Source organism: Paenibacillus sp. LPE1-1-1.1 (assembly GCF_040676435.1).
In the GTDB taxonomy this organism is placed as follows: domain Bacteria; phylum Bacillota; class Bacilli; order Paenibacillales; family Paenibacillaceae; genus Pristimantibacillus.
In genome coordinates this window covers 1,571,954-1,596,317 of the sequence record NZ_JBEGHY010000001.1, presented here as the reverse complement: position 1 = coordinate 1,596,317, position 24,364 = coordinate 1,571,954, and the positions used below count along the sequence as shown (strand labels likewise).

The window sequence follows — 24,364 nt, the reverse complement described above, 5'->3', positions numbered from 1 at the left end:
GCGCAAGCTGCGGACCACCTGAATTAGGCGAGTCTTCGAAAATAAGGAGGTGCACCAACAATGTTCGCAATCATCGTAACAGGCGGAAAGCAATACAAAGTTCAGGAAGGCGATGTTATCTACATCGAAAAACTGGATTCTGAAGCAGGCGAGAGCGTAACGTTTGATCGTGTTTTGGCGGTTTCTAAAGGTGACGGTCTTGTAACTGGAACTCCGGTTGTTTCCGGCGCTACAGTAACAGGCAAAGTCGAGAAACAAGGCAAAGGCCAAAAAATCATCGTTTACAAATACAAAGCCAAAAAGAACTACCGTCGTAAGCAAGGTCATCGTCAACCGTTCACAAAAGTAACAATCGAGAAAATCCAAGCGTAAGAGGGATTTCTATGATAACCGTTACTTTTGTACGAAGAGCCGCTGACAGACGGATCGTATCTTTTGCAGTCGAAGGACATGCTAAATATGCGAACCCCGGCAAAGATATCGTTTGCGCGGGTGTATCGGCCATATCGGTTGGTACCGTTAACGCGATCGAAGCTTTAGCAGGAGAAGAGCTGCCTGCCAAGATGAAGAACGGCTGGCTTTCGTCGGATATTCCGACGCTGGCGGACGAAGCTTCTGACGGCCGGATGCAGCTGCTGCTGGAATCGATGGCGGTTATGCTTGACACTATCGCAAAATCATACGGCAAGCATGTCGTCATTCATGAACTTCTTAATGCGTAAGCTTTTGAAGTAGGTTTGCCTGGCAGACCTTAATGTTCATGCTTCCGAAGTAGGTTTGCTCCACAAACCTTTAAGAAGGAGGGAATAACTATGTTGAAACTGAATCTTCAGCTTTTCGCTTCGAAGAAAGGTGTAGGTTCCACGAAGAACGGACGTGACTCGCAGTCGAAGCGCCTTGGCGCTAAACGTGCTGACGGTCAAACCGTATCTGCTGGAAGCATTTTGTTTCGCCAACGCGGAACAAAAATTCACCCAGGAACTAACGTAGGCATCGGGAAAGACGATACGCTTTATGCAAAAGTAGAAGGCGTAGTGAAGTTCGAACGTTGGGGACGCGACCGCAAAAAAGTGAGCGTGTATCCGGCAGTTCAAGCTCCGGTAGCTGCAGCAGTAGAAGCTTAATACAACCTTATATATGCACCAAGACCCGGCCTGCATCGCTTGGCCGGGGTTTTTTTATTTCAAGGCTGATGACCGTAGGACGGCCGCATGATATACTGGATAAGCTAGGAAATACGAAGAAAGTAGGTTTAATCGATGGAACGCTTAACAACGGCGAAATATTACGCGGCGGGTACGATTTTGTTGCCCTGCGCTGCCGTACTTATTTGGCCCACTAAAGTGTGGTTAACTGCTGTCTTTCTTGTTTGGCTTATAGCTGTTGCGACTTACTGGATACGAACGGAACGGAAAGAGCATGTGGAGCGGACTACGCGAACGATACAATCGCTGCAAAATTCCGCCATTCGAACTCTCAATCATCACCGCCATGACTGGATGAATGACCTGCAAGTGGTATTTGGCTATATTAGGCTCAAAAAGCTGGATAAAGCCGCCGAGTATGTGGAGAAAATAAGTGAGCGGATGGCCGTGGAGAGCAGTATCTCCAAGCTTGGCGTTCCGTCACTGGTTAGTTACATTCAATCGTTTCGTACGATTTCGAATTCGCTGGAGCTTCAGCTCGTCATTAAAGGCGATATTCATTTAAACGAATTAACGGCAGATGCCGATCAAATAGCCGAAACGCTCATTCATACGATTAACGCATATCGGTTTGCGGCGAAGCCTGGCTATGGTAATGCTGCTGTTCTTACGCTGGAACTATCGCTGGATGAGGATGCGCTAAATGCTACCTTCTACTATGATGGCGAACTAATGAACGAACAGCAATGGAAGCAAAAAATACAACAGCAGTTGGAAGGCGCGCCAATGCAGCCGGTCAACTTCGAGCAGCCATATGCAAAGGTGCTGCTGAGGGCGGAAATGCGCGCATGAACGGGGGCACAACATGTTTGTCGATAAAGCGAAGATATTTGTAAAAGGCGGCGACGGTGGCGATGGTATCGTATCGTTTCGCCGAGAGAAGTATGTCGAGCAGGGCGGACCTGCCGGCGGGGACGGAGGCCGCGGCGGAGACTTGATTTTTCAGGTTGACGAAGGACTTCGCACGCTGATGGATTTCCGCTATCAGAAGCATTTCAAAGCAAATCGCGGAGAACGCGGAAAAGTAAAAAGCATGCACGGAGCGGGTGCTGAAGATACGATCGTTCGTATCCCGCCGGGCACTGTCATCGTCGATGACGATACGCAGGAGATCATTGCGGATATGACGCGTCACGGCCAGCAAATCGTCATTGCAAAGGGCGGTCGCGGCGGTCGCGGCAACATCCGTTTTGCTACGCAAAATAACCCGGCTCCGTACATTTCGGAAAACGGCGAAGAAGGGCAAGAGCGCTGGGTCGTGCTTGAGCTTAAGGTTATGGCAGACGTTGGGCTAGTCGGCTTCCCAAGCGTAGGGAAATCGACTTTGCTTTCCGTCGTTTCGGGTGCAAAACCTAAGATTGGCGCTTATCATTTTACGACGATTACGCCTAATCTCGGCGTTGTTGACGTTGGTGACAGCCGCAGCTTCGTCATGGCTGATTTGCCTGGATTGATCGAAGGCGCGCATGAGGGCGTTGGTCTTGGCCATGAGTTTCTCCGCCACGTCGAACGGACACGGGTGATTATTCACGTCATCGATATGTCCGCTTCCGAAGGACGGGATCCTTTTGAGGACTGGGTGAAAATCAACGAAGAGCTCGTGCTCTACAACGAGAAGCTCGCAGACCGGCCGCAAATTATTGCAGCCAACAAAATGGACATGCCGGACGCCGCGGAGCAGCTTGAATTGTTCAAGCAGCAGCTTGCGGAAGCCAGCGGTGACCGGCATTATGAGATTTTGCCTATTTCCTCGCTAACAAAGCAAGGGATACAGGAGCTGCTGTATAAAGCGGCTGACGTGCTCGATACGGTATCCGAGCAGGTAGAGATCGAAGACGTGAAGGATGTCGCCGAGCGGAAGGTCTACACTTACGAGAAACGCGAAGAAACGACATTCACCATCCACAAGGAAGATGAAGTATATGTGATCGTAAGTGAAGGCATTGATAAATACATGAAGCGGATGAATTTGACATCCTATGATGCGGTTATGCGCTTTGCTCGTACGATGCGCAAAATGGGCGTCGATGCCGAGCTTCGCAAAATGGGTGCCAAAGACGGCGATATGGTTCAAATCGGTGATTTTGCCTTTGAATTCTTCGAGGGCAGCGATTATAACCCGAATGGTTAGTTGAATAATAACCGAATAAGCAATAACAGAGACGGCGTAAGCCGTCTTTTCTTATTTACCTATTGCTCCAAGGCGCATCTTTCGATATAATGTCCACTATAGGTGAACAATTGTCTTTTTGAGGAGGACGAATAGTGACTAAACGCTATTATGTCGTTCGGGAGGACATTTTACCGGAAGCGATTATGAAGACGATACAAGTAAAAGAGATGCTTAACCGGGGTGACGCGGCAACCGTTCATGAAGCAGTTGAACGCGTGGGTCTAAGCCGAAGCGCTTTTTATAAGTATAAAGACGGCGTCTATGCGCTGAATGAGCTCGAACGGGAACGGATTGCGACGATCTCGATGGATTTGGAGCATCGCTCAGGCGTGCTCTCGAACGTGCTCAGCATGGTGGCCGGTCTGGAAGGGAATGTCCTGACGATGAATCAGACCATTCCGCTTCAGGGCTTTGCCAACGTCGTTATTTCAGTCGATATTTCGCAGCTTTCCGGGGAACTGTCATCGTTGGTCGAAATGCTTCGCAGCCAGCCTGGCGTACGCAAAGCTTCGGTCATCGGACAAGGATAACAGGATAGATAATGGAGGGTATATATGAAGCCGGTAAAAGTAGGATTATTAGGTCTAGGTACTGTAGGTACGGGCGTCGTTCGCATTGTTGAAGGCCATCAAGAGGACCTTGCCAGTCAAGTCGGTTCGCCGATCGTGATTGAAAAGGTGCTTGTTCAGAATAAGAGCAAAGCGCGTAACATCGCGATTGATGCCGATAAACTCACCGAGGATCCGTGGGATATTATCCGTCATCCTGATATTGACGTGATTGTTGAGGTCATGGGCGGAATTGGCCTTACGAAGGAATATATACTGGAAGCACTTTCGCGCGGCAAGCATGTGGTAACGGCAAACAAAGATTTAATGGCGCTGCATGGTCCGGAAATTTTGGCGAAAGCGCAGGAGAATCGCTGCGACGTTATGTACGAAGCAAGCGTAGCCGGCGGTATTCCGATTATCCGTACGCTCGTTGAAGGGTTTTCTTCCGACCGCATCAACAAAATTATGGGAATCGTGAACGGGACAACGAATTTTATTTTAACCAAAATGAGCCAAGAAGGCGCATCCTACTTAGACGTTCTCAAAGAAGCCCAAGAGCTTGGTTATGCGGAGTCTGATCCGACATCGGATGTCGAGGGACTTGATGCGGCTCGCAAAATGACGATTCTTGCAACAATCGGCTTCCGTGCGAACGTAGCGCTTGAGGATGTTTCGGTTCAAGGGATCTCTTCTGTATCGAAAGAAGATATTTTGTATGCGAAGCGCCTTGGTTATGAAGTGAAGCTGCTTGGGATCGCTGAGCGCCAGGATGATCTGATCAGCATCAGCGTGCAACCGACGATGGTAAAACAATCGCATCCGATTGCTTCGGTTAACGGCGTATTCAATGCGGTTTACGTATATGGCGAAGCCGTTGGCGAAACGATGTTTTACGGTGCAGGCGCAGGCGAGCTGCCGACAGCAACCTCAATCGTCTCCGATTTGGTTGCCGTCGTGAAAAACCTGAAGCTAGGCGTAAACGGAATGCAGGGAAGCCTTGCTTACAAAGAGAAGAAACTCAAAACGGATGATCAAATTTCATCGAAATATTTCCTGCTGCTTAAAGTAGCAGACCGCGCCGGCGTTTTGGCTCGCATCACGCAGGTATTCGCCGACTTCGAGGTTAGCTTGGAGTCCGTGCTGCAGCAGCCAACGCCGTCAAATCCGGAAGCCGAAATTATTGTCATCACTCATGATGCTAACAAAGCAGCAATCCAAAAGGTACTCGCGACGTTCGAATCGCTGGATGTGGTTCATAAAGTGAAGAGCGTATACCGCGTAGAAGGGTAAGCCTCATGAATAATCGCAGAGTTATTGTTAAGATACCGGCAAGCACGGCCAATTTGGGCCCCGGCTTTGACACGCTGGGAATGGCGCTTTCGTTATATGCGTGGATTGAGCTGCGCGTCAGCGAGCAAACGGAATTTCATTTTTACGGTGATCAAATGAAAGGTTTGCCGAAAGACAAATCCAATTTGATCTATAAGGTAGCACAGCTGGTATTCAAAGAAGCGGGCATCAGCGTACCTGAGCTTTCGATCTCGATGCACAGCGATATTCCGCTCACGCGCGGACTAGGAAGCAGCGCATCGGCGATCGTCGGGGCACTCGCAGCGGCGAATGCATTAATCGGGGGGCCGCTCTCAGACGATAAGCTGTTCCAAATCGCGACAGCCTTAGAAGGTCATCCTGACAATGTCGGCGCATCCTTATTCGGAGGCATCGTGGTCGCTGCTTGGGACGGGGAACGGGCGGATTATATCCGTATTGAACCGGACCGCAGGCTCAAGACGCTCGTAGCGATCCCTGCCTTTCAGCTGTCGACGGAGAAAGCGCGTCATGCGCTTCCGTCACAAATCAGTATGGCAGACGCTGTATTCAACGTGGGGCGGAGCTCCTTGCTTGTCGCGGCGCTTGCCGGCGGCGATCTCGGTATGATCCGCCATGCCATGAAAGACCGGCTGCATCAACCTTACCGTGCAGCGCTGATCCCCGGGATGGCGACAATTTTGGAGCGCGCGGTGGAATATGGCGCGCTGGGCGTTGCGCTTAGCGGAGCAGGACCGACGCTCATTGCCTTTGCCGAGGATAAGGCGGAAACGGAAGAGACATTGGAACAATTCCTGCTTGATACGCTGAAGCAAGAGGGCATCGAAGCGAAAACGCTGTGGCTGTCGCCATGCGTTCATGGTCCCCAAATTACCGTTGAGGATATAACGGAGCAGCCTGCCATTCCTCTTCCGGACAGAATTAAAGGAGCAGTGTAGCGATGAAGACGATAGCGGTTTTACCTGCCGGCTCCGTGTCAGACGAAGCGGCCAGGCATTTTTTTTACGGCGAAGAAATTAATTGGAAGCATCACAGGCTGATCTCGGATGTGTTCTTATCCACGGTCAATGGGATAAGCGATTACAGCATCATTCCGATCGAGAATACGATCGAGGGCTCTGTAAGTTTACATATGGACTGGCTCGTGCATGAGGTAGATCTTCCGATTCAAGCGGAATGGGTTTACCCGTCTATCCAGAATTTGATTGGACGCCAGTCCGAGCTGCTGGACGAGACCGGAGCCATCAATTGGTCGCGGATCACCAAAGTAATCAGCCATCCCGTTGCGATCGCACAGTGCTTGCAATTTTTGCGCACGCAGCTGCCGCACGCAGCGACAGAGCATGTAAGCAGCACGGCAGAAGGCGTTAGAATCGTGCAAAACAACCCGAATACCGGTTGGGCTGCGATTGGCACAAAGACCGCTGCGGCGAACGAGAAGCTTGATGTTCTCGCAAGCGAAATAACGGACCATGACAACAATTACACGCGTTTTCTGCTGGTTGGTTCGGAGCCATATACGGCTCGGCAATCCGATCAGATAAAAACGAGCATATTGATAACACTGCCCGAGGATTACCCGGGTGCGCTCCATCAGGTGCTTGCTGCTTTTGCATGGCGCAAAATCAACTTATCCCGCATTGAGTCGCGTCCGACAAAGAAAAAGCTCGGCAATTATTATTTCTATATCGACATCGACATGGCGCTGGATACGGTGCTTCTGCCTTCTGCTATTCAAGAAATTGAGGCGATCGGCTGCCAGGTTCGCGTGTTAGGCAGCTATCCAAGCTTCACCGAATACAAAAAATAAGGAAATCAAAGGCATTATGCGCTAGAATTTCTGATTTCCGACATGCAAGCCGAGTTCACTCCAAGGGGTGGGCTCGGCTTTTTTACTATTTTTTTTGTGAAAGTGGAGACACCTGCCCATATTGTGCATAGGATGTAAGGATTGATAATAGGCATTAGCAGTGCCTGGTTATTTAGAACGTGACAGGAGGTTAACAGCGAGTGAGAATCCATATTGTGAAAAAAGGCGACAGCTTATACTTGATCGGTCAAAAGTATAACGTTTCGCTCGAAGAGATTTTGAAGCTGAACCCGGGCATTACGAACCCGGATGCCATTGAGGTGGGCATGAAGCTGAAAATTCCGTCCGGCCATACGGGAGGATCGGGAGGCGGTATGGACATTATGCATCAGCATATCGTGAAGCAAGGGGATACGCTTTGGAAGCTGTCGAAGGCTTGGGGCGTGCCGCTTGCATCCATGATTAAAGCGAATCCGCAGCTCAAAAACCCGAATGTGCTTCTTACAGGTGAAGTTGTAAACATACCAAAGGTAAACGCTATGGATGACGATGCAGGCGGACATGATGCCGGACACAGTGCCGGAAATGGTACCGGGCACGGCACGGCACAGGGTACCGGCGGCGGTGCACATATGCTTCATCCTACATCCATTATGCAAGGCGTTCAGGGCTGGGTCGGAAAGCTTTCAACAGCTCCTATCATCGGGAAAACACCTACTGGTCCCATTGCGGGCAAGACGCCGACGGCTCCAATTGCGCCAACGCCGGTCGCACCGGTAGAGCCTGCACCCGTGGCTCCCGTTCAAGAGAAAAAGCCGACGGCTCCCGTACAGGAGAAAAAGCCAACGGCTCCCGTTCAAGAGAATAAACCGACGGCTCCTATCGTAAAACCTGCAGCGCCAGCGCCGCTTCCTGCGCCTAAAGCTGCGGCCGTTGAACCGGCGAAAAAAGCGCTGCCTATCGAGAAACCGGTGGAGAAAAAGCTTAAACCGATTCATTCGGAGTATAAGCCCAATGTTGATTTGTTCAAACAATACGGCATACCTGCAACGGAGGCTTTATCCTTGTATGATTTGCCAAAAGCTCCCGAAGCCGTATCTCCGGCTGCGCAGCAGCCTGCATACGGCGGATACGGTTATGGCCAGCCAATGACGCTGCCGGCTCAAACGGGACACGGATATGGCCAGCCGATGACGCTGCCAGCTCAAATGGACCACGGCTACGGATATGGCAGCTGGCAGCAGCCGGTTCCATTCGGAAGTACGGTAAGCCCGTTTGGAGAAGGGAACGAAGCGCCGTTTGATTGTCCTCCGGGAACGGTGTTTGTCGGAAGCTATCCTTCGCCTTCAACGATGCCATTGGGTGCGGGGCCGGATTGGGGTTATGGTCATCCCGGCATTAATCCTCTCCAGCATGACATGAATGAAAACAATCATATGGTTGCCGGAGCTTTGGCGCAGCCGAACCAAGGAATGGTGTCGCCGCTAATGGCGCAGCCAAACCAAGGAATGGTGTCGCCGCTTATGGCGCAGCCGAACCAAGGAATGGTGTCGCCGCTGATGGCGCAGCCGAACCAAGGAATGGTGTCGCCGCTAATGGCGCAGCCAAACCAAGGAATGGTGTCGCCGCTTATGGCGCAGCCGAACCAAGGAATGGTGTCGCCGCTGATGGCGCAGCCGAACCAAGGAATGGTATCGCCGCTTATGGCGCAGCCAAACCAAGGAATAGTATCGCCGCTTATGGCGCAGCCGAATCAAGGAATGGTGTCGCCGCTGATGGCGCAGCCGAACCAAGGGATGGTGTCGCCGTTCATGGCGCAGCCGAACCAAGGAATGGTATCGCCGGCTGGCATGGAGCCTGACTACGGCTACGGTTATGGCTATGGACATGGCGGTCATGGAATGGTAATGCCAGCGCAAGCGCAGCATGACGGAGGCTATGGGTACGGCTATCCAGCTTATCCGCCTTACCCAGGCTGGCCGCAAACGGCCGGTGCAGGTCAAGGAAACCAAGATGATTGCGGCTGCAAAGGAAACCGATCGGATCAAGTCTCCGCGAAGTTAGCCGACGTTGAAATCGAAAAACCGACTAAGACGGTCGTACAGCGGAAAAATGCGAAAAAAGCGGTTATTCGCACGGTAGCTACCCGTTCAAACAAAACGAAAAACCGTGGCAATCAGCCGTGGATTAATCGCTAACAGCCATTGAAGGCAGCCCCAATGCATCTATTGGGGCTGCCTTCTTTTTATAAGCAACTAAATCATTTTGAATATTTATGAAATACTGGCGCATACTATCAAAAAATATAATGAAGGGGTCTTCCCAATGATGGAATTCAGCCTTTGGAAAAACTTAAAGAAGCAGCTTCGAAGAAAGCGCAGACCGACATGGTCTTTAGGAGCTTTTGTGCCATTCCTGCTTGCTTGCTGGCTCGTTCTTCCTCAGGAAGAGTATGTTTTTGCCGCACCGGATCAATCTGAGATGCAGAGTATCATACAGAAGCTTGAAAGAGAGGATGGACCGCTTACGGTGGAGGTGCATCGTATTTACGTATGCGGGGAAGAATCTAAGCCGCTAGGACGCATGATGAGTAAACAGGTCGTCCAGCTTCTGAATAAACATCCGGAGTGGAAGGCGAAGTTCGTGCAAGCGCAAAGCATCGTTTATGTCGAACAGCGCGTAGAAGACCTTTCAGAGCATTGCAAGGCTAATGCTTATATGGGAGTAGACAAGCAGGGGAATCTGAATTTGTATGACGGCGTGCCGAAAAAGGAAAAGGTCGTACGCACCTTCTTTCAACTGGACGTGCGATACATGGAAAGCAGCCTGCCGCAGGATAAACTGGACCAGTTAACCAAAGGGATCCGGATAAGCGACATGGAAGAGTATAACAGCGTGCTTTCTACCTACAGCGATTATGCCGCAACCAAAAATCAAAAAGTGATGAAGCCGGCTTACTGACCGGCGGCAGAACTCAAAGAAGGCCGCGCTTCGCTGCGCGGCCTTCTTTATTTATGCCGATTAGCCGAAATATCAAACGCGCGTTCTCATTCCCTTCATCTTTTGCTATAATGGTTGAAGCAACTTTCAATGAGTACGCTGAGTTAGCAAGTTTTTTTGAGGAGATGGCCTTTTGCGCGTTCTTGGTATTGACCCCGGTTATGCAATCGTTGGATTTGGTTTCATAGATAAAATCGGACATAAGCTTACGCCCGTGCAATACGGTGCGATTCAGACGGAAGCCCACACGCCCCCGGAGCAGCGGCTGCTGCAGGTTTACGAGTCTGCGGGCGCTTTAATGGATAAATATAAGCCGGATACGGTCGGCGTAGAGAAATTGTTCTTTAACCGGAATGTGACAACCGCCTTTGATGTGGCACAGGCGAGAGGCGCCATTATTTTGGCGGCTGCGCAGCGGGGCTTGCCAATCGGCGAATATACGCCGCTTCAGGTAAAACAGGCCGTGGTAGGATATGGAAAGGCCGAGAAAAAACAGGTGCAGGAAATGGTGAAAGTATTCTTGAAGCTTTCGGCAGTACCGAAGCCGGACGACGTGGCCGATGCGCTTGCAGTAGCGATTTGCCATGCGCATTCCGTAGTCCTGAACCAGAAAATAAATGAGGTGAAACGCTAGTGATCGATTTTTTGAGAGGCAATGTTGTCCATCTGGAATCTGAATATATCGTTCTGGACGTAAGAGACACAGGCTATCGCGTATTTACCCCTAATCCATATGCGTTTGCCAAAAAAGAAGAACCCGTAACCGTCTTTATCCATCATAACGTTCGCGAGGATGCCGTATTGCTGTTTGGATTTGAGACCAGGGAAGAGCAAACGCTGTTCCGCAAGCTGCTCGAGGTATCGGGCATCGGACCGCGCGTAGCGCTGGGTATTTTGTCAGGAGGCAGGCCTGACGCCGTTATTGCCGCCATTCAGCAGGAAAACCTTGCGTTTCTAACGAAGCTTCCCGGCATTGGCAAAAAAACGGCGCAGCGGATGATTCTCGACCTCAAGGACAAGCTGATCGGAGCAGGGCTTGACGGCGGTCTGCTGACAGCAGCAGGCGTAGCGCTCGATCTTACTTCGAGCAGGCATTCGGGCCAGGGAGCGGGAACCGCATGGCAGGAGGCAAGAGAGGGCCTTGCGGCACTCGGATACACTGCCGTGGAGCTGGATAAGGCATGGAATGGGTTGCAGCACAGCGTAACGGCAGAAGAGTCTGTCGATTCTTTGATGAAACGGGCGCTGCAGCAGTTGTTTAAAGGGTAAGGGAGGGAGATGAAGGCAGATGGATGACAGAATCATTTCCGCCAACCTGATGATGGAAGATCAGGCGGTTGAGCTCAGCTTGCGTCCCCGCTATTTAGCCGAATACATCGGGCAATCAAAGGCAAAGGAAAATTTGAAGGTATATATTGAAGCAGCGAAACTGCGCAAGGAAGCGCTGGATCACGTGCTGCTTTACGGTCCGCCAGGCCTCGGCAAAACAACGCTGTCGAACATCATTGCCAACGAGCTGGGAGTTAATCTGCGGACGACTTCCGGTCCGGCCATTGAGCGTCCTGGCGATCTCGCAGCGCTGCTGACGAATTTGCAGGAGGGTGACGTTCTCTTTATCGATGAAATCCATCGCTTACACCGGACCGTAGAAGAGGTCCTGTATCCGGCGATGGAAGACTTCGCGCTTGATATTATGATCGGCAAAGGCCCAAGCGCCAGATCCGTTCGATTGGACTTGCCGCCGTTCACCTTAATTGGCGCGACTACGAGGGCAGGCCTTCTATCGGCGCCACTTCGCGACCGTTTCGGTGTCGTGAGCCGGCTTGAGTTCTATACGATAGACGAACTAGCTTTCATCGTTGCAAGAACCGCCGAGATCTTGAATGTCAGCATTGTGGGTGAGGCAGCTTCTGAGATTGCCATGCGTTCCCGAGGAACCCCGCGTATCGCGAATCGGCTGCTAAAGCGCGTACGTGATTTTGCGCAGGTTCGCGGCGATGGGGTTATTACGCATGATATTGCCCAGTCAGCGCTTGAACTGCTGCAGGTCGATCCGATGGGACTTGATATGATCGATTTCAAGATGCTGCAAGCAATGATGACAACTTTTGCCGGCAGACCTGTTGGCCTGGATACAATTGCCGCGACAATCGGGGAAGAAAGCCAAACGATTGAGGATGTATATGAACCTTACTTGATGCAAATCGGGTTTCTGCAACGCACGCCGCGCGGACGAATCGCTACGGATCAAGCCTATCGGCATTTAGGTCTTCCGATTCCAGGGAGGTAGCGGGCCATGAGCTTAAAAGGGAATCAAGCTTCTGAGAAGCTGTATGTCATCTATGACGGACATTGCAATCTATGTCTTGCTTCCGTGGCCAGGCTGCGGGAGCTCCATTCCAAGGCGGATTTGCAGTTCATCCAGATTCAGCAATTAGAAGCGGTAAAGGATACTGCCCGGCTCATTCCCCATATAGATCGGTTTGATTTTGGCGCGCTGTATGAGAAAATGCATGTTGCCGATGAACGCGGACAGCTTTTTGCGGGAGCTGATGGAGTCGTGCGCATTTTAAGGACGGTCCGAGGTTTTCGGTGGTTATCCGCTTTCTACCGTATTCCGGGCATGAACCGGATAGCTGACCGTATTTATCGATTTATTGCGAATAGAAGATACGAATGGTTTGGCTCTACCGAGCAAAGCTGTTCCATTGACGGCTGCGATTTGCCGCAGGACAGAGGGGAGAGAAACAAGCTTGGCAATTAAACGGTCAATTAAGCAATATACGATCATGTTCATAACGATTATTTTGCTCGCAACGGCTTGGACAGGTTCTCCTTCGCAAGCTGCTGTGCCTAAGCTGGAAAATATTCGCGTGGCTTTGTTTATGCAATTGCCTGGGAAATATGATGTTACGACGGCTGCGGCAACTTTTTCGTCTGCTGGCGGCATGAGCATTGGCGAACGGCGGCCGGATGGCGTGCATCCTTGGTTCAACGTCGAGGGAGGCGCTGCGGCTCGTTTTGCTTTAGACAGCTTCAAGGTAAAGGTTTACGAATCATCAACCTTTGCTTCAGCGCTAGCGGTTCAAAAGAGGCTGCAGGCATTGAAGGGATCGGCGTTTCTAACCTCGCTTTCCAAGAATGGCGCAATCGTTTATCAAGTCATTGAAGGTACATACAAAACAGCGGCGGAAGCAGCAGCCGCTCAAACCAAATGGACGGGCGATAGCGAATTGACTAAGCTGGTTGGCGGTTTTAAATCCGTGCTGCAAGGACCGCTTCATTTGGAGAGCGCAGCGTTACCGAATAAAGCGGAAGCTATCGCGGCTGCGAGCAGCTTTGGCGCCGTTGGTCTGGATGCTTTCGTTGCCATACGTTCGACGCAAAGCGGAACAGCCAATTATTCAGTAATGGTGGGCGCAGCAGTGACAGAGGCAGAACTTCAAATCGTTCGTGCTGCGGCAGCCAAGGCAGCGGGCGGGAGCGCGCTGATGGATAGTGATTCGAGCCAAGCTTATCTATTGTTGCGGAATGACCACACCGTAAGCGCGAAAGCGGAGAGCAGCTCGGAGCTATATATGTTCGCAGGCAGCGGAGCGGAAATCTCGGTATCACCGATTAGCGCGGAGCCGATTAAGTTGACGGAACGCAGCAATCGCAGCTATCGCGGAATTTTCGAGCTCAGCGTGCTTAACGGAAAGATGGCCGTCATCAATGAGCTTCCTTTTGAGCAATATCTCTATTCTGTCGTAGGAGTAGAAATGTACCCGTCATGGCCGGCTGAGGCACTGAAAGCGCAAGCCGTTGCGGCCAGGTCCTATGCGTTGAATAAAGGCTTCGGTTTTCAAATCGCTCATGTTGTGGATACGACCCTTAGCCAAGCCTATTACGGCGTCGGCTCGGAACGCGAGTCTACCATTGCGGCTGTAGAGGCAACGGCTGGAGAAGTCGCTATGTATAACGGCAAGGTCATTGAGGCTTTGTTTGCGGCAAGCAGCGGAGGAATGACAGCCGATGCCAAGGAAATATGGGGCAATGCCGTCCCTTATTTACAGGTGGTAAAGAGTCCGGACACTTCATCCGAGGTTGGATTGCACAGCTGGTACCGTGTTGTCCTCCCAAGTGGAGCCATCGGCTATGTCCGCGATGACCTGCTTGATGAGACCGGTCAAACTACTGCAGCAGGAAGCTCCATCATGCAAGTCAATACGAATGGAACGAAGGTGCGCAAGCATCCGCAAATCCAGGATACAATCCCGGTGGTAGCACAGGCGGACAGCGGAACGCAGGTAGTCGTGCTGGAGAAAAGAGTGGAATCGGGTTCTATGTCTTGGGTGAGAGGACCTTATACGCCGCAGGAAATGCTTACGGTTATCAACTCGAAAGTAAAAACAAAAATGAGCGGACCGCTGCGTACCTTGGAAATTAGCAAAAGCGGGGCTTCGGGGCGCGCAACCGAGATTTTGGCTAACGGTGAAAAACTCAGCGTGAGCTATCCGGATATGTTCCGCAGTACATTAGGCGTTCAAAGCTCGCTGCCTAGCACTTTGTTTCAAATCGAGGAAACAGCAAAGGTAGCTATGCTCGGAGCGGGTTCAGCAACTCGGGCTAAACCAGCAGATTCGGCACCGGTTTATATGATCGGTGCAGGGGGCAAGGTTGCGGAAGTTAATCAGGATAATCTATTTATTCTGGATGGCGGCAAGCAGCTGCGAGCGGCAACGAAAGAGCCTTCCTTCCGGTTTATAGGCACAGGAAACGGTCATGGGGTCGGGTTATCGCAATACGGTGCCTTAAGCCTTGCTCAGCAGGGGTATGACTATCAATATATTTTGAAATACTACTACAAAGATGTAACCATCGCTAAGGAATGATTGAATCGATATGAATGTAGAATGGTTTGATTTCGATTTGCCCGAGCGTCTAATCGCTCAGACACCACTGTTGGATCGGACAGGCTCCAAGCTGCTTGCCCTCAATAAGCAAACCGGCGAGATTTCGCATAACAAGTTTACGGATTTAGAGCAGTATGTCGGGGCAGGGGACGTGCTTGTTTTAAATGATACGAGAGTTATTCCGGCACGATTAACGGGAGTGAAAAGCGACACCGGTGCCAAAATCGAGCTGCTGCTTCTAAAGCAGCTCGAAGGAGACAGCTGGGAGGCGCTTGGAAAGCCGGCTAAGCGGCTGAAAATTGGTACGGCGCTGTCTTTTGGCGATGATGGATATGGCAACCCCCTGCTGCGGGCAGTGATTGAACAGGAGGGGGAAATGGGCGGAAGAACGATCCGTTTCCAATACGAAGGGATCTTTCAAGAGCTGCTGGATAGACTCGGAGAAATGCCGCTTCCGCCTTACATCAAGGAGAGGCTGGAAGAACGGGAAAGATATCAGACCGTTTACTCGAAGCATGCGGGTTCTGCGGCTGCGCCAACGGCTGGCCTTCATTTTACCGATGAGTTTCTTGCGAGATTGCAGGCAAAGGGAGTCCAGCTGGCTTACGTGACGCTCCATGTCGGACTGGGAACCTTTCGCCCGATGTCTGTCGATTTGGTGGAGGATCATGAAATGCATGCTGAGTATTATGAGCTGAACGAACAGAATGCGGCCATAATAAATGAAGCCAAACGGAACGGTGCGCGTATAATTGCTGTAGGGACAACTTCATCCAGGACACTGGAGACCTTGGCGGCACGCTTCGAAGGGAATGATCTAGAGGCTTGCAGCGGCTGGACTTCCATCTTTATTTTCCCGGGCTACGAGTTTAAGCTCGTTAATGCTCTTCTCACCAATTTTCATTTGCCGAAGTCAACGCTGGTTATGCTTGTCAGTGCGCTGGCCGGGCGCGATGCAGTCATGCGGGCTTATGAAGATGCGATTGCCCATGAGTATCGCTTCTTCAGTTTTGGCGACGCGATGTTTATTTACTAACTAGGAATAGGAAGCGTGAATTGTGGCTGTAAAATATGAATTAATTAAACAATGCAAACAATCGGGGGCGCGTCTGGGACGCGTACACACTCCGCATGGCGTTATCGAAACACCGGCCTTTATGCCGGTAGGCACGCAGGCTACGGTGAAGACGATGAGTCCAGAAGAGCTGAAAACGATGGACGCCCATATTATTTTGAGCAACACGTATCATCTTTTTCTGAGACCGGGACATGAGATTGTAAGAAATGCCGGCGGACTCCATAAGTTCATGAACTGGGATCGGCCGATCTTAACCGATAGTGGCGGCTTCCAAGTGTTCAGCCTAAGCGAGATGCGCAAAATCACGGAAGAGGGCGTGCACTTCCGTTCCCATCTCAACGGAGATAAGAAGTTTCTTTCTCCTGAGGTCGCAATGGAAATACAAAATGCGCTTGGCTCCGATATTATGATGGCTTTCGATGAATGTCCGCCATTTCCAGCGGAGCATGAGTATGTGAAGAAATCGCTGGAGCGGACAACAAGATGGGCAGAGCGCTGCCTTAAAGCACATGCTAGGCCTGATGATCAAGGACTCTTTGCCATTGTACAAGGGGGAATGTACAAGGATTTGCGCATTCAAAGCGCAAATGATTTGACTTCCATGGATTTCCCGGGGTATGCTATTGGTGGACTGAGTGTAGGTGAACCAAAGCATTTAATGTATGATGTTCTTGATTATACGGTTCCCATTTTACCAGCGAATAAACCGCGTTACCTTATGGGAGTCGGATCTCCGGATGCGCTGATTGAAGGGTCTATCCGAGGTATTGATATGTTTGATTGCGTGCTTCCAACACGTATTGCACGCAATGGGACAACGATGACAAGCCAAGGCAGACTTGTTATCCGCAATGCGAAGTACGCAGAGGATTTTGGTCCGCTGGACCCAGAGTGCTCATGCTACACATGCACGAACTATTCAAGAGCTTATATCCGGCATTTAATAAAAGCGGATGAGACGTTTGGCATGAGACTGACGACTTATCACAATTTGCATTTCTTGCTTCAACTCATGCGGGACGTTCGGCAAGCGATCATGGAGGACCGGTTGCTCGATTTCCGGGATTCCTTTTTCACAAGCTACGGCCTGTTCGATAATGAGAAAGGGTTTTGAAAGGGGGGATTTCGATGTGGCAAGCAGCAGGTGAAGCAGGTCAAAGCAATATCATAGGTATGATTTGGCCGTTTGTGCTTATGTTCGCGGTGTTCTATTTCTTACTTATTCGTCCGCAGCAGAAGAAACAAAAACAACGTAGTTCGATGCTTAACCAATTGAAAAAAGGCGATAAAATTTCAACAATTGGTGGTTTGCATGGAACGGTAGTTGAGCTTAGCGACGATACCGTTGTACTTCGTGTAAACGATACAACAAAAATGACGTTTGAGCGCAGTGCCATCAACACTATTATTAACTCTGCACCAGCAGTAAATGAATAAGGAATAAACGAAAGAAAACGGCTGACATGCTTGCATGTCAGCCGTTTTCTTTTGCATACTCATTTTTTTAAATTGACGCCGATCATGCCGCCAAAAGCGCCTGTCAGGAGAGACGCGCCGAGCAGCATGGCACTGTGCAGCGACAGGGAAGCGTTCGAAGCCAGAAAACTAATAATAATCACGATCGCGCCATAAATTAACCCGAGCAGCGCACCGTTATACCAGCCCTTGCTTTCAGAGCGGCGGCCAGATGTAAAGCCGCCTGCAAGCGAGGCAAATCCGTGGACAAGCAATGCGTTCGTGGATAAGCTGCTTTCTTTCATTCCTGTAAAATGCAAAAGCAGCGAGAGCAGCAAGGCGCCTACTGCCAGCCAAATGATTGAAAAAAGCACTCCAGCAAGCAAAGGCGAAGCAATTAATGGCGGTTTAGCAGCTTGTTTAACCGAGCTCATCCAATTCCCCCCAGCGATTGGTATGTATTACTTATCCATATGGTCAAGCCGGTCAGAATAGTACAACTCTCAGCATGTCTTCAAAGTAATTATTGGCAGGCTTGTGGCATTGCCATATATTCGTGTAATGAATCGGAGTATGATGTTATCCAGCGCTGGTCATGATACCTTTACGGACAGACGGAGCTGACATCAGCTCTCAGACAAAAGTCGAGGAGGCGGTTTCCGCTTGGAATTCTGGAGCCTGTTGATCCGGACGGTGATCATTTATTTCGTGGTGTTTCTGATCATGAGATTTATGGGAAAACGAGAAATCGGTAAGCTATCCGTATTCGATCTCGTGATTTCGGTCATGATTGCAGAAATTGCAGTGATTGTTATCGAGGATATGGATCGCTCCTTATGGAGCGGTATTTTGCCGATGGCCGTCTTGCTTATTATTCAAGTGGGCAGTGCTTTCATGACGATGAAAAGTCGAAAGCTAAGGCTGCTTTTTGACGGCAAACCGAGTGTTATTATTGACAAGGGCAAGCTGAATAGCGATGTTATGCGAAAGCAGCGTTACAATTTAGACGACTTGATGCTGCAGCTGAGGGAGAATAAAATTAGCGCCGTATCTGATGTAGAGTTTGCAATATTAGAAACAAGCGGTAAGCTTTCCATCATACCGAAGGAGAGCTTCAATGCTTCTGAGAATAATGGAATGGATGGGCACGGCGTCGAAGGCCGCGAATCGGAAGGCGCAGATTCGGAACATAAGCTAAAACAGTTCAACCAAACTAAAATTATTCCTTCGAAATATCGTTTCGAGATTTTGCCAATCCCATTGATCATGGATGGCAAGGTACAGGATGAAAGCTTGGAAAAGCTTGAGAAAACGAGGTTTTGGCTTAAAAATGTACTGCAGGAAAAAGGCGTTACCGATTTCAAAGACGTATTTTTTTGCACGATTGACCATAAAGGAAAGCTATTCGTAGACACGCATGACAAAAAACAGCGATAAAGAAGGGGGATTCAATTCCCTTTCCTATCGCTGTTTTGTTGTTTGAAGGGCTGTACAATTATTTAAACCAATTTCCGAATAACGGGATGCGCACCATGTCATGGCGGTCAATAATTTTCATGACGACCATTAGCATTAAGTAGACGATCGCACTCGCCGCACAGGCCAAAAGCAGATTAATCCATTCCATGGTCAGCGGTTGTTGATTCATGGTGAAGCGAGCGGCTGCACCCATTATAATCATCGCTGCGCCTACTTTAGCGAAATCGAGGAGCTTCATGTGGAAGCCGATAAATCGTAATACGCTTATGGCATGCAAGACGGTAACGAGCACGATATTTACGTTTATGGCAATAAGGGCACCATATATGCCGTAATCAGGATCCGATGCGAGCTGTACGATTAGAAAGAGCTTAACGACCGCTCCGATTAATGTATTGATGAGTGCTGTTCCTGGTTTATTAAGCGCTTGAAGGGCAGCTTGCAGCGGCGCTTGCAAATAAATGAATATGCCAACGGGAGCAATGAGCTGAAGCATCGGCGCTATATCCGCATGGTTATAAAGAATCCGGCAAATCGGTTCCGCGAAAAGAGTCATGATAACGACGAAAGGTGCGCCGGAAACCAGTGCGAGCCTCATGGATTGATGAAGCCTTTTATGAATTAAGGAGTGGTCTCCCCGGGCAGCTGCTTCAGATAAAGAAGGCACCAAGGATACGGCTAGCGAGTACGTTAAGGCCGTCGGCAGAAGCAGAAGCGGAACGATCATCCCCTGAAGCGCGCCATATTGCGCGGTAGCTATGCCTGTTGCAATACCGGCGGCTGCAAGACTGCGGGCAGTGAGAATAGATTCCAGCAGGTAGGAGAAGGAACCAACCAACCGGCTGCCGGTTACAGGGATTGAAAGGCCGAGCAGTCTCCGCAGGACGGGCTCTTTTTTGGCCGGCATTTTAGCGTGATCATCTTGATTCGATTCTTCTTGTTTTGTACGGGCCTTATCGCGATAATATTTCCAAAGCAGCACCGCAAGACCGCCAATCTCGCCAACGACAGCGCCAAGCATGGCGCCGGCAGCGGCCCACTCCAGACCATATGGCAGGAACATAAACGAAAATGAAAGCGATGCGATGATCCGAAGCACCGTTTCGACGATTTGAGAGACAGCCGTCGGGATCATATTCTGTTTTCCTTGGAAGTATCCCCGGTAGACCGAGGACAAACCGATAATGATGAGCATAGGCGTCATCACCAGAAAGGTTTGGTAAACGCGGGCATCAGGAAGGATATGCGTCGTAATCCATTTCGCGCCAAGAAGCATCACTCCGGTCATGATCAAGCCGAGCAGAGCGACAAGTCCCATAGCTGTCCTGAAGATGTACTTTACCCGGGTGGTATCGCCTTGCGATTCAGCCTCCGCAATCCATTTGGCAACCGCAAGCGGTATGCCTCCGGTAATCAAGGTGAGTAACACCGTAAGAAAGGGATAGCTAAGCTGGTATAGTCCTACCCCCTCAGCCCCAATGATTCGCGGTAAAGCGATACGAGGCACGAAGCCCAGCAGTCTGTTTATGATGCCTGCAGCAAGCAATATCATAGCGCCTTTTATAAATGTTTGTTTGGTTGGATTTTTTTGCTTCGCCATTTTAAAAACCCTCTTCTCTATCATGGAATAGCTGGTCTGCTCCTGCCTGAGCAATCAGACGAAGCTGTGAGACAGGCCGGTACTATCATCTTTATGCTCAGCATGTCCGATTCCATGTCATTCATTTTGCAGATTACGGTTAGGCGGGCAGGAATTTGGCGGGGACACAGCGAATAGTTTCATTAGAAAAGTTAAAACGGCTGAATCAGACCAAGCGTCGGCGCGTTCTGTGTTTGGTTATAGAACGGACAAAAGCATGCAGTTGATCCTAACGAATATGGATGATGTTTTATGTCACAAGGTTGTAGGAGGCGCAGCATGGAAGACGAAGAATTAAGTCGCATGATCGAAGAGCTATGCATCAGCAAAGCAGAGGAATTTCATCTCATTGGCTATGAACATGTAACGGGCCAAGAGGTATGGGAATGCGTAAGCGAGAAATACAAGAAGACGGGCCTGCCCGAGCTTCACGAATTAGTGAACGATATATTATCTCTGAAGGTTATGAAATTCATGAATTTCGTGACGATAAGCGCATATAAAGGAACCTCGTTCTAAAAAACTGGGTTTCTTTTTTTTTGACTCGTTTTTACCGCGTCTGTATAATAGGAATATTGAGATCATAAGGGGGATTTAGACGTATGTTCGGGAAGAGAATAATTGCCTTCCTTGCGATCGTAGTCATTATGTTTGGCGTTATCGCTTGGACAAGCCCATCGCTGGTAAAAGATGTGAGGCTAGGCCTTGATTTAAAAGGCGGATTCGAGGTTTTGTACGAAGCATCGCCGCTTGAGGGCGGAGAGGCGGTTACGCCGGAGTCACTGAAAGAAACGGCTAGAAGCTTGGAGAAAAGGGTCGATGAGCTCGGAATTGTGGAGCCAGAGATCACGACAGAAGGCACGAACCGGATTCGGCTGCGTTTAGCCGGGGTAGAAGACGAGAATCAAGTAAGAGAGATTCTTGCCAAGCCAATCAATCTAACATTCCGCGGTCCAGACGGAAAAATCGAGCTCGACGGCAGCGATTTTAAACCGAACGGCGCAGGGATTGGATACGATAATTTGAGCAAGCCCTTCGTTACGATCGAACTCAAAGACGGAAAAAAATTCGAAGAAATTACGACGCGTTTAACAGGCCAATATTTAGCAATTTATCTGGATGATAAAGAGCTTTCGAGACCGTCTGTTAACTTTCCTATTTCCGGCGGATCCGCTCAGATTTCGGGCGAATACACGGTAGATGAAGCAAACGAACTGGCAGATATGATCAATCTTGGAGCACTGCCGCTCAAACTGACTGAAAAGTATACGCAAAGCGTTGGAGCAAAGCTTGGACTAGCTTCCTTGAAGGATACGGTTGAAGCGGGGATTATCGGAACCGTTATTATATTGGTATTCCTCATTATCTTGTTCCGTATTCCGGGCGTTGTTGCAGGCATTACCGTTGTTACTTATACGTGGCTGTTGATCGTTGTTTTCAATTTAATGAACGCGACCTTAACCTTGCCGGGTATTGCAGCCTTCGTGCTCGGTATCGGTATGGCGGTCGATGCCAATATCATCATGTACGAGCGGATCAAAGAAGAGATTCGCAGCGGCAAGAGCCTGCTGTCTTCCTTGAAAGCCGGTTCGAAAAACTCGTTCCGTACGATTATGGATGCGAACATTACGAACATTATCGCAAGTGCGGTGCTGTACTATATCGGCAACGGCGCGATTCGCGGTTTTGCGTTGACGATGATCTTCAGTATTCTCGTAAGTATGCTGACTAACATTTTCTTGTCCCGTTTCTTGATCATGCTGCTAATCAAGAGCAATCTATTTACTAAACCAAGCTATTACGGCGTGAAGGAGGCAGAAATCCGTGAACTTTAATACAAAAATCCGTTATGATTTTATTGGGAACCGCAACAAGTTCTTTCTGTTCTCAATTACGTTAACTATAGTAGGAATCCTATCTTTGCTTTTCTTTAGCCTGAATTTCGGCGTCGATTTCAAAGCAGGAACCAATATGGATATTTTGGTGGGCAAGGCCGCTACACAGCAGGATGCCAAAGCGATCCTCGAAAAAGCAGGCATTGAAGGCATTACGCCAACGGTGGGCGGTACGGGCAATGAACGTATTTCTGCCCGTTTTGACGAGGTGCTCACGCAGGCCAAAATCGTTGAAATCCAAGAGGGTTTCAAAGCAAAATACGGCGATCAAGTATCGTCAGAAGTCAACGTTGTATCCCCGGATATGGCACAGGAGCTAGGCATCAAAACGATCTGGGCGATCTTAATCGCCAGCGTCGCAATCATGATCTACGTTATGTTCCGGTTTGAATGGCGCTTTGCGCTGGCTGCGAATATCGCAATCCTGTATGATGCGTTTGTCGTGGTTGCCTTGTTCTCGATATTCCGCCTAGAAGTGGATCTGCCTTTCATTGCGGCGGTATTGACTACGATCGGTTACTCGATTAACGATAAGATCGTAATTTTTGACCGGATCCGTGAAAATTTACGTTTTGGCCAATTCAAAAACCGCGAGCAGCTTGCGGAAATGGTTAATGCGAGCATTTGGCAGACGATGGCTAGAAACGTGTATACCGTATTAGCCGTGCTAATCGTAGCTGTATGTTTGTTTATTTTCGGAAGCGAGTCCATCAAGCTGTTCGCATTGGCAAAAATTATCGGCCTCTCCAGCGGCGCTTACTCTTCGATCTGTATTGCAAGTCCGCTGTGGCTTCTGCTTAAAGGGAAACAAAAGCCGAAAGCTGTCGTTAAAACAACGGCATAGCTTACGGTTACGAAGTAGGTTTTGCTTTCGCAAAACCTAAGCATAGGCTTACGAAGTAGGTTTTGCTTTCGCAAAACCTTGTAGGAGGTAAAAATGTCAACCACACAGCGATATGCGAAAGCGGAGTCCGCAAGCTGGGCCGGCTTATGGGGAAACATGCTGCTGGCTCTTTTTAAAGGCGTAATAGGTTGGTTGTCAGGAAGCAAGGCATTGCTCGCGGATGCATTTCGGACGGCAGCTGAGGTCGCTGCGGGTGTTGCTGCAATATCTGGACTACGGGCAAGCCGCCGGCGGAAAACGGATCAATCAGGCGCCGCGGAAACCGGGGATTTAAGAGGAGAGGCGGCGGCAACGATTATGTTGTCAGTCGTCCTTCTCATCATTGGGCTTGAAATCGGAATTTCTGCGATTCGGGATATATCGGACGGCGTGGCGGGTGCTCCGCATTGGAGCTCGGCAGCTGCCATCGTCATCTCTTTAATCGTTCAACAGCTATTTTTTCCGGAGAAGGACCGGTTGACCGGACTCTATTGCTCGGCTGCAGCGTTAGTTGGAGCAAGCGGCGCGATTATTGGCAAAATGCTGGCTATGCCGGCACTTTATTATTTTGATCCGGCCGCAGCGATCGTGATTGCAGTAATTGTTATCATGAACGGCTGCAGAATGGCTTCCGGATTCATTCGTAAGGACGGCCATTTGACAACCGACGAAGAGAAACCGGATGAGCTGATGCAGCTCGTTCAACGGGTTGAAGGCGTCATTACCGTGCAGTCCATGAGAGCTAAGGAGCATGGGCATTATGTCATAGCAGAAATGGTTATTAGCGTTAATCCGCGTATTTCAGTCCTTGAGGGCCAAGAGATAGCGAAAAGGGTAAAACAGCTCGTTATGAAACGTTTCATTCATGTCACGGATGTATCGATTTACGTTGAGCCTTATGATCCTGGTTATCCGTATAAGTCCAATCATGATCCGAATCAGGAGCAGATGCCGACACTGCTGCAATAAGAA

General features: G+C 49.7%; 26 protein-coding genes and 1 other annotated feature (1 of these 27 only partly in view). Of the genes, 24 read left to right on the top strand and 2 right to left on the bottom strand.

Annotated elements, in window-relative coordinates; translation table 11 throughout:
- Positions 1 to 45: a sequence feature (ribosomal protein L21 leader region), on the top strand; it begins 45 nt to the left of the window's first position.
- Between the two features lie 15 nt (positions 46 to 60).
- From rplU to yajC, 19 genes are all read left to right on the top strand, one after another.
- Entirely contained in the window at positions 61 to 372 is a 312-nt protein-coding gene (gene rplU / locus MRBLPE1_RS06925; RefSeq protein WP_053374798.1) for a 50S ribosomal protein L21, read from the top strand.
- An 11-nt stretch (positions 373 to 383) separates the two neighbouring features.
- The gene (locus tag MRBLPE1_RS06920) at positions 384 to 722 is read left to right on the top strand and encodes a ribosomal-processing cysteine protease Prp (protein WP_364143234.1); all 339 of its coding nucleotides are present in this window, start codon (positions 384 to 386) and stop codon (positions 720 to 722) included.
- A 90-nt stretch (positions 723 to 812) separates the two neighbouring features.
- The gene (rpmA, locus tag MRBLPE1_RS06915; protein WP_056629028.1) at positions 813 to 1,124 is read left to right on the top strand and encodes a 50S ribosomal protein L27; all 312 of its coding nucleotides are present in this window, start codon (positions 813 to 815) and stop codon (positions 1,122 to 1,124) included.
- Positions 1,125 to 1,259: 135 nt separating this feature from the next.
- Positions 1,260 to 1,997 (top strand): Spo0B domain-containing protein, encoded by a 738-nt coding sequence (locus MRBLPE1_RS06910; RefSeq protein ID WP_364143230.1) that lies wholly within the window; start codon positions 1,260 to 1,262, stop codon positions 1,995 to 1,997.
- A 13-nt stretch (positions 1,998 to 2,010) separates the two neighbouring features.
- Positions 2,011 to 3,336: a GTPase ObgE gene (gene obgE / locus MRBLPE1_RS06905; RefSeq protein WP_364143228.1), complete on the top strand. Its 1,326-nt coding sequence runs from the start codon at positions 2,011 to 2,013 to the stop codon at positions 3,334 to 3,336.
- 134 nt (positions 3,337 to 3,470) lie between these two features.
- Positions 3,471 to 3,908 carry an ACT domain-containing protein gene (locus MRBLPE1_RS06900; protein WP_364143226.1) on the top strand — a complete coding sequence of 146 codons (438 nt, stop codon included), beginning with the start codon at positions 3,471 to 3,473 and terminating at the stop codon, positions 3,906 to 3,908.
- 24 nt (positions 3,909 to 3,932) lie between these two features.
- Positions 3,933 to 5,219 (top strand): homoserine dehydrogenase, encoded by a 1,287-nt coding sequence (locus tag MRBLPE1_RS06895; RefSeq protein WP_364143224.1) that lies wholly within the window; start codon positions 3,933 to 3,935, stop codon positions 5,217 to 5,219.
- Between the two features lie 5 nt (positions 5,220 to 5,224).
- The gene (thrB, locus tag MRBLPE1_RS06890; RefSeq protein WP_364143222.1) at positions 5,225 to 6,196 is read left to right on the top strand and encodes a homoserine kinase; all 972 of its coding nucleotides are present in this window, start codon (positions 5,225 to 5,227) and stop codon (positions 6,194 to 6,196) included.
- 2 nt (positions 6,197 to 6,198) lie between these two features.
- On the top strand, positions 6,199 to 7,068 hold the full coding sequence (pheA, locus tag MRBLPE1_RS06885) for a prephenate dehydratase (protein ID WP_364143219.1): 870 nt from the start codon (positions 6,199 to 6,201) through the stop codon (positions 7,066 to 7,068).
- Between the two features lie 200 nt (positions 7,069 to 7,268).
- Positions 7,269 to 9,266 carry a LysM peptidoglycan-binding domain-containing protein gene (locus MRBLPE1_RS06880; protein WP_364143216.1) on the top strand — a complete coding sequence of 666 codons (1,998 nt, stop codon included), beginning with the start codon at positions 7,269 to 7,271 and terminating at the stop codon, positions 9,264 to 9,266.
- Between the two features lie 127 nt (positions 9,267 to 9,393).
- Positions 9,394 to 10,029 (top strand): BofC C-terminal domain-containing protein, encoded by a 636-nt coding sequence (locus tag MRBLPE1_RS06875; protein WP_364143213.1) that lies wholly within the window; start codon positions 9,394 to 9,396, stop codon positions 10,027 to 10,029.
- Positions 10,030 to 10,201: 172 nt separating this feature from the next.
- Positions 10,202 to 10,702, top strand: coding sequence for a crossover junction endodeoxyribonuclease RuvC (ruvC, locus tag MRBLPE1_RS06870; RefSeq protein WP_308998517.1), 501 nt, complete (start codon positions 10,202 to 10,204; stop codon positions 10,700 to 10,702).
- Positions 10,702 to 11,337 (top strand): Holliday junction branch migration protein RuvA, encoded by a 636-nt coding sequence (gene ruvA / locus MRBLPE1_RS06865; RefSeq protein ID WP_364143211.1) that lies wholly within the window; start codon positions 10,702 to 10,704, stop codon positions 11,335 to 11,337. Before ruvC ends, ruvA begins: the two co-directional genes overlap by 1 nt.
- A 19-nt stretch (positions 11,338 to 11,356) precedes the next feature.
- Positions 11,357 to 12,358, top strand: coding sequence for a Holliday junction branch migration DNA helicase RuvB (gene ruvB / locus MRBLPE1_RS06860; protein ID WP_364143208.1), 1,002 nt, complete (start codon positions 11,357 to 11,359; stop codon positions 12,356 to 12,358).
- 6 nt (positions 12,359 to 12,364) lie between these two features.
- Positions 12,365 to 12,832: a thiol-disulfide oxidoreductase DCC family protein gene (locus MRBLPE1_RS06855; RefSeq protein ID WP_364143205.1), complete on the top strand. Its 468-nt coding sequence runs from the start codon at positions 12,365 to 12,367 to the stop codon at positions 12,830 to 12,832.
- Positions 12,822 to 14,942, top strand: coding sequence for a SpoIID/LytB domain-containing protein (locus tag MRBLPE1_RS06850; protein ID WP_364143202.1), 2,121 nt, complete (start codon positions 12,822 to 12,824; stop codon positions 14,940 to 14,942). Before MRBLPE1_RS06855 ends, MRBLPE1_RS06850 begins: the two co-directional genes overlap by 11 nt.
- Positions 14,943 to 14,952: 10 nt before the next feature.
- A complete protein-coding gene (gene queA / locus MRBLPE1_RS06845) occupies positions 14,953 to 15,999 on the top strand; it encodes a tRNA preQ1(34) S-adenosylmethionine ribosyltransferase-isomerase QueA (protein WP_364143200.1) in 1,047 nt (348 codons plus the stop codon).
- 22 nt (positions 16,000 to 16,021) lie between these two features.
- Positions 16,022 to 17,155: a tRNA guanosine(34) transglycosylase Tgt gene (tgt, locus tag MRBLPE1_RS06840; RefSeq protein WP_364143197.1), complete on the top strand. Its 1,134-nt coding sequence runs from the start codon at positions 16,022 to 16,024 to the stop codon at positions 17,153 to 17,155.
- Positions 17,156 to 17,169: 14 nt separating this feature from the next.
- Positions 17,170 to 17,478 carry a preprotein translocase subunit YajC gene (gene yajC, locus MRBLPE1_RS06835; RefSeq protein WP_364143195.1) on the top strand — a complete coding sequence of 103 codons (309 nt, stop codon included), beginning with the start codon at positions 17,170 to 17,172 and terminating at the stop codon, positions 17,476 to 17,478.
- A 59-nt stretch (positions 17,479 to 17,537) separates the two neighbouring features.
- Here the strand turns inward: yajC and MRBLPE1_RS06830 are convergent, their stop codons facing one another.
- The gene (locus MRBLPE1_RS06830; RefSeq protein ID WP_364143193.1) at positions 17,538 to 17,930 is read right to left on the bottom strand and encodes a TIGR04086 family membrane protein; all 393 of its coding nucleotides are present in this window, start codon (positions 17,928 to 17,930) and stop codon (positions 17,538 to 17,540) included.
- 229 nt (positions 17,931 to 18,159) lie between these two features.
- Between MRBLPE1_RS06830 and MRBLPE1_RS06825 the strand changes: the two genes are divergently transcribed.
- On the top strand, positions 18,160 to 18,933 hold the full coding sequence (locus MRBLPE1_RS06825) for a DUF421 domain-containing protein (RefSeq protein WP_364143191.1): 774 nt from the start codon (positions 18,160 to 18,162) through the stop codon (positions 18,931 to 18,933).
- Between the two features lie 58 nt (positions 18,934 to 18,991).
- Here the strand turns inward: MRBLPE1_RS06825 and spoVB are convergent, their stop codons facing one another.
- The gene (spoVB, locus tag MRBLPE1_RS06820; RefSeq protein WP_364143188.1) at positions 18,992 to 20,575 is read right to left on the bottom strand and encodes a stage V sporulation protein B; all 1,584 of its coding nucleotides are present in this window, start codon (positions 20,573 to 20,575) and stop codon (positions 18,992 to 18,994) included.
- 318 nt (positions 20,576 to 20,893) lie between these two features.
- Here spoVB and MRBLPE1_RS06815 point away from each other — a divergent pair, with 318 nt between their 5' ends.
- From MRBLPE1_RS06815 to MRBLPE1_RS06800, 4 genes are all read left to right on the top strand, one after another.
- A complete protein-coding gene (locus MRBLPE1_RS06815) occupies positions 20,894 to 21,133 on the top strand; it encodes a post-transcriptional regulator (RefSeq protein WP_364143185.1) in 240 nt (79 codons plus the stop codon).
- Positions 21,134 to 21,216: 83 nt separating this feature from the next.
- The gene (gene secD / locus MRBLPE1_RS06810; protein WP_364143182.1) at positions 21,217 to 22,449 is read left to right on the top strand and encodes a protein translocase subunit SecD; all 1,233 of its coding nucleotides are present in this window, start codon (positions 21,217 to 21,219) and stop codon (positions 22,447 to 22,449) included.
- A complete protein-coding gene (gene secF / locus MRBLPE1_RS06805; protein WP_364143179.1) occupies positions 22,439 to 23,353 on the top strand; it encodes a protein translocase subunit SecF in 915 nt (304 codons plus the stop codon). The genes secD and secF overlap by 11 nt, the downstream gene beginning before the upstream one ends.
- A gap of 93 nt (positions 23,354 to 23,446) precedes the next feature.
- Complete coding sequence (locus tag MRBLPE1_RS06800) at positions 23,447 to 24,361, top strand: cation diffusion facilitator family transporter (protein ID WP_364143177.1); 915 nt, start codon at positions 23,447 to 23,449, stop codon at positions 24,359 to 24,361.
- Positions 24,362 to 24,364 lie beyond the last annotated feature (3 nt).

Excerpts from the sequence above, each read along its gene's own strand:
- rplU (WP_053374798.1), top strand. The coding sequence starts at position 61 with ATGTTCGCAATCATCGTAACAGGCGGAAAGCAATACAAAGTTCAGGAA.
- MRBLPE1_RS06920 (WP_364143234.1), top strand. The coding sequence starts at position 384 with ATGATAACCGTTACTTTTGTACGAAGAGCCGCTGACAGACGGATCGTA.
- rpmA (WP_056629028.1), top strand. The coding sequence starts at position 813 with ATGTTGAAACTGAATCTTCAGCTTTTCGCTTCGAAGAAAGGTGTAGGT.
- MRBLPE1_RS06910 (WP_364143230.1), top strand. The coding sequence starts at position 1,260 with ATGGAACGCTTAACAACGGCGAAATATTACGCGGCGGGTACGATTTTG.
- obgE (WP_364143228.1), top strand. The coding sequence starts at position 2,011 with ATGTTTGTCGATAAAGCGAAGATATTTGTAAAAGGCGGCGACGGTGGC.
- MRBLPE1_RS06895 (WP_364143224.1), top strand. The coding sequence starts at position 3,933 with ATGAAGCCGGTAAAAGTAGGATTATTAGGTCTAGGTACTGTAGGTACG.
- thrB (WP_364143222.1), top strand. The coding sequence starts at position 5,225 with ATGAATAATCGCAGAGTTATTGTTAAGATACCGGCAAGCACGGCCAAT.
- pheA (WP_364143219.1), top strand. The coding sequence starts at position 6,199 with ATGAAGACGATAGCGGTTTTACCTGCCGGCTCCGTGTCAGACGAAGCG.
- MRBLPE1_RS06875 (WP_364143213.1), top strand. The coding sequence starts at position 9,394 with ATGATGGAATTCAGCCTTTGGAAAAACTTAAAGAAGCAGCTTCGAAGA.
- ruvB (WP_364143208.1), top strand. The coding sequence starts at position 11,357 with ATGGATGACAGAATCATTTCCGCCAACCTGATGATGGAAGATCAGGCG.
- MRBLPE1_RS06855 (WP_364143205.1), top strand. The coding sequence starts at position 12,365 with ATGAGCTTAAAAGGGAATCAAGCTTCTGAGAAGCTGTATGTCATCTAT.
- queA (WP_364143200.1), top strand. The coding sequence starts at position 14,953 with ATGAATGTAGAATGGTTTGATTTCGATTTGCCCGAGCGTCTAATCGCT.
- yajC (WP_364143195.1), top strand. The coding sequence starts at position 17,170 with ATGTGGCAAGCAGCAGGTGAAGCAGGTCAAAGCAATATCATAGGTATG.
- MRBLPE1_RS06830 (WP_364143193.1), bottom strand. The coding sequence starts at position 17,930 with ATGAGCTCGGTTAAACAAGCTGCTAAACCGCCATTAATTGCTTCGCCT.
- spoVB (WP_364143188.1), bottom strand. The coding sequence starts at position 20,575 with ATGGCGAAGCAAAAAAATCCAACCAAACAAACATTTATAAAAGGCGCT.
- MRBLPE1_RS06815 (WP_364143185.1), top strand. The coding sequence starts at position 20,894 with ATGGAAGACGAAGAATTAAGTCGCATGATCGAAGAGCTATGCATCAGC.
- secD (WP_364143182.1), top strand. The coding sequence starts at position 21,217 with ATGTTCGGGAAGAGAATAATTGCCTTCCTTGCGATCGTAGTCATTATG.
- MRBLPE1_RS06800 (WP_364143177.1), top strand. The coding sequence starts at position 23,447 with ATGTCAACCACACAGCGATATGCGAAAGCGGAGTCCGCAAGCTGGGCC.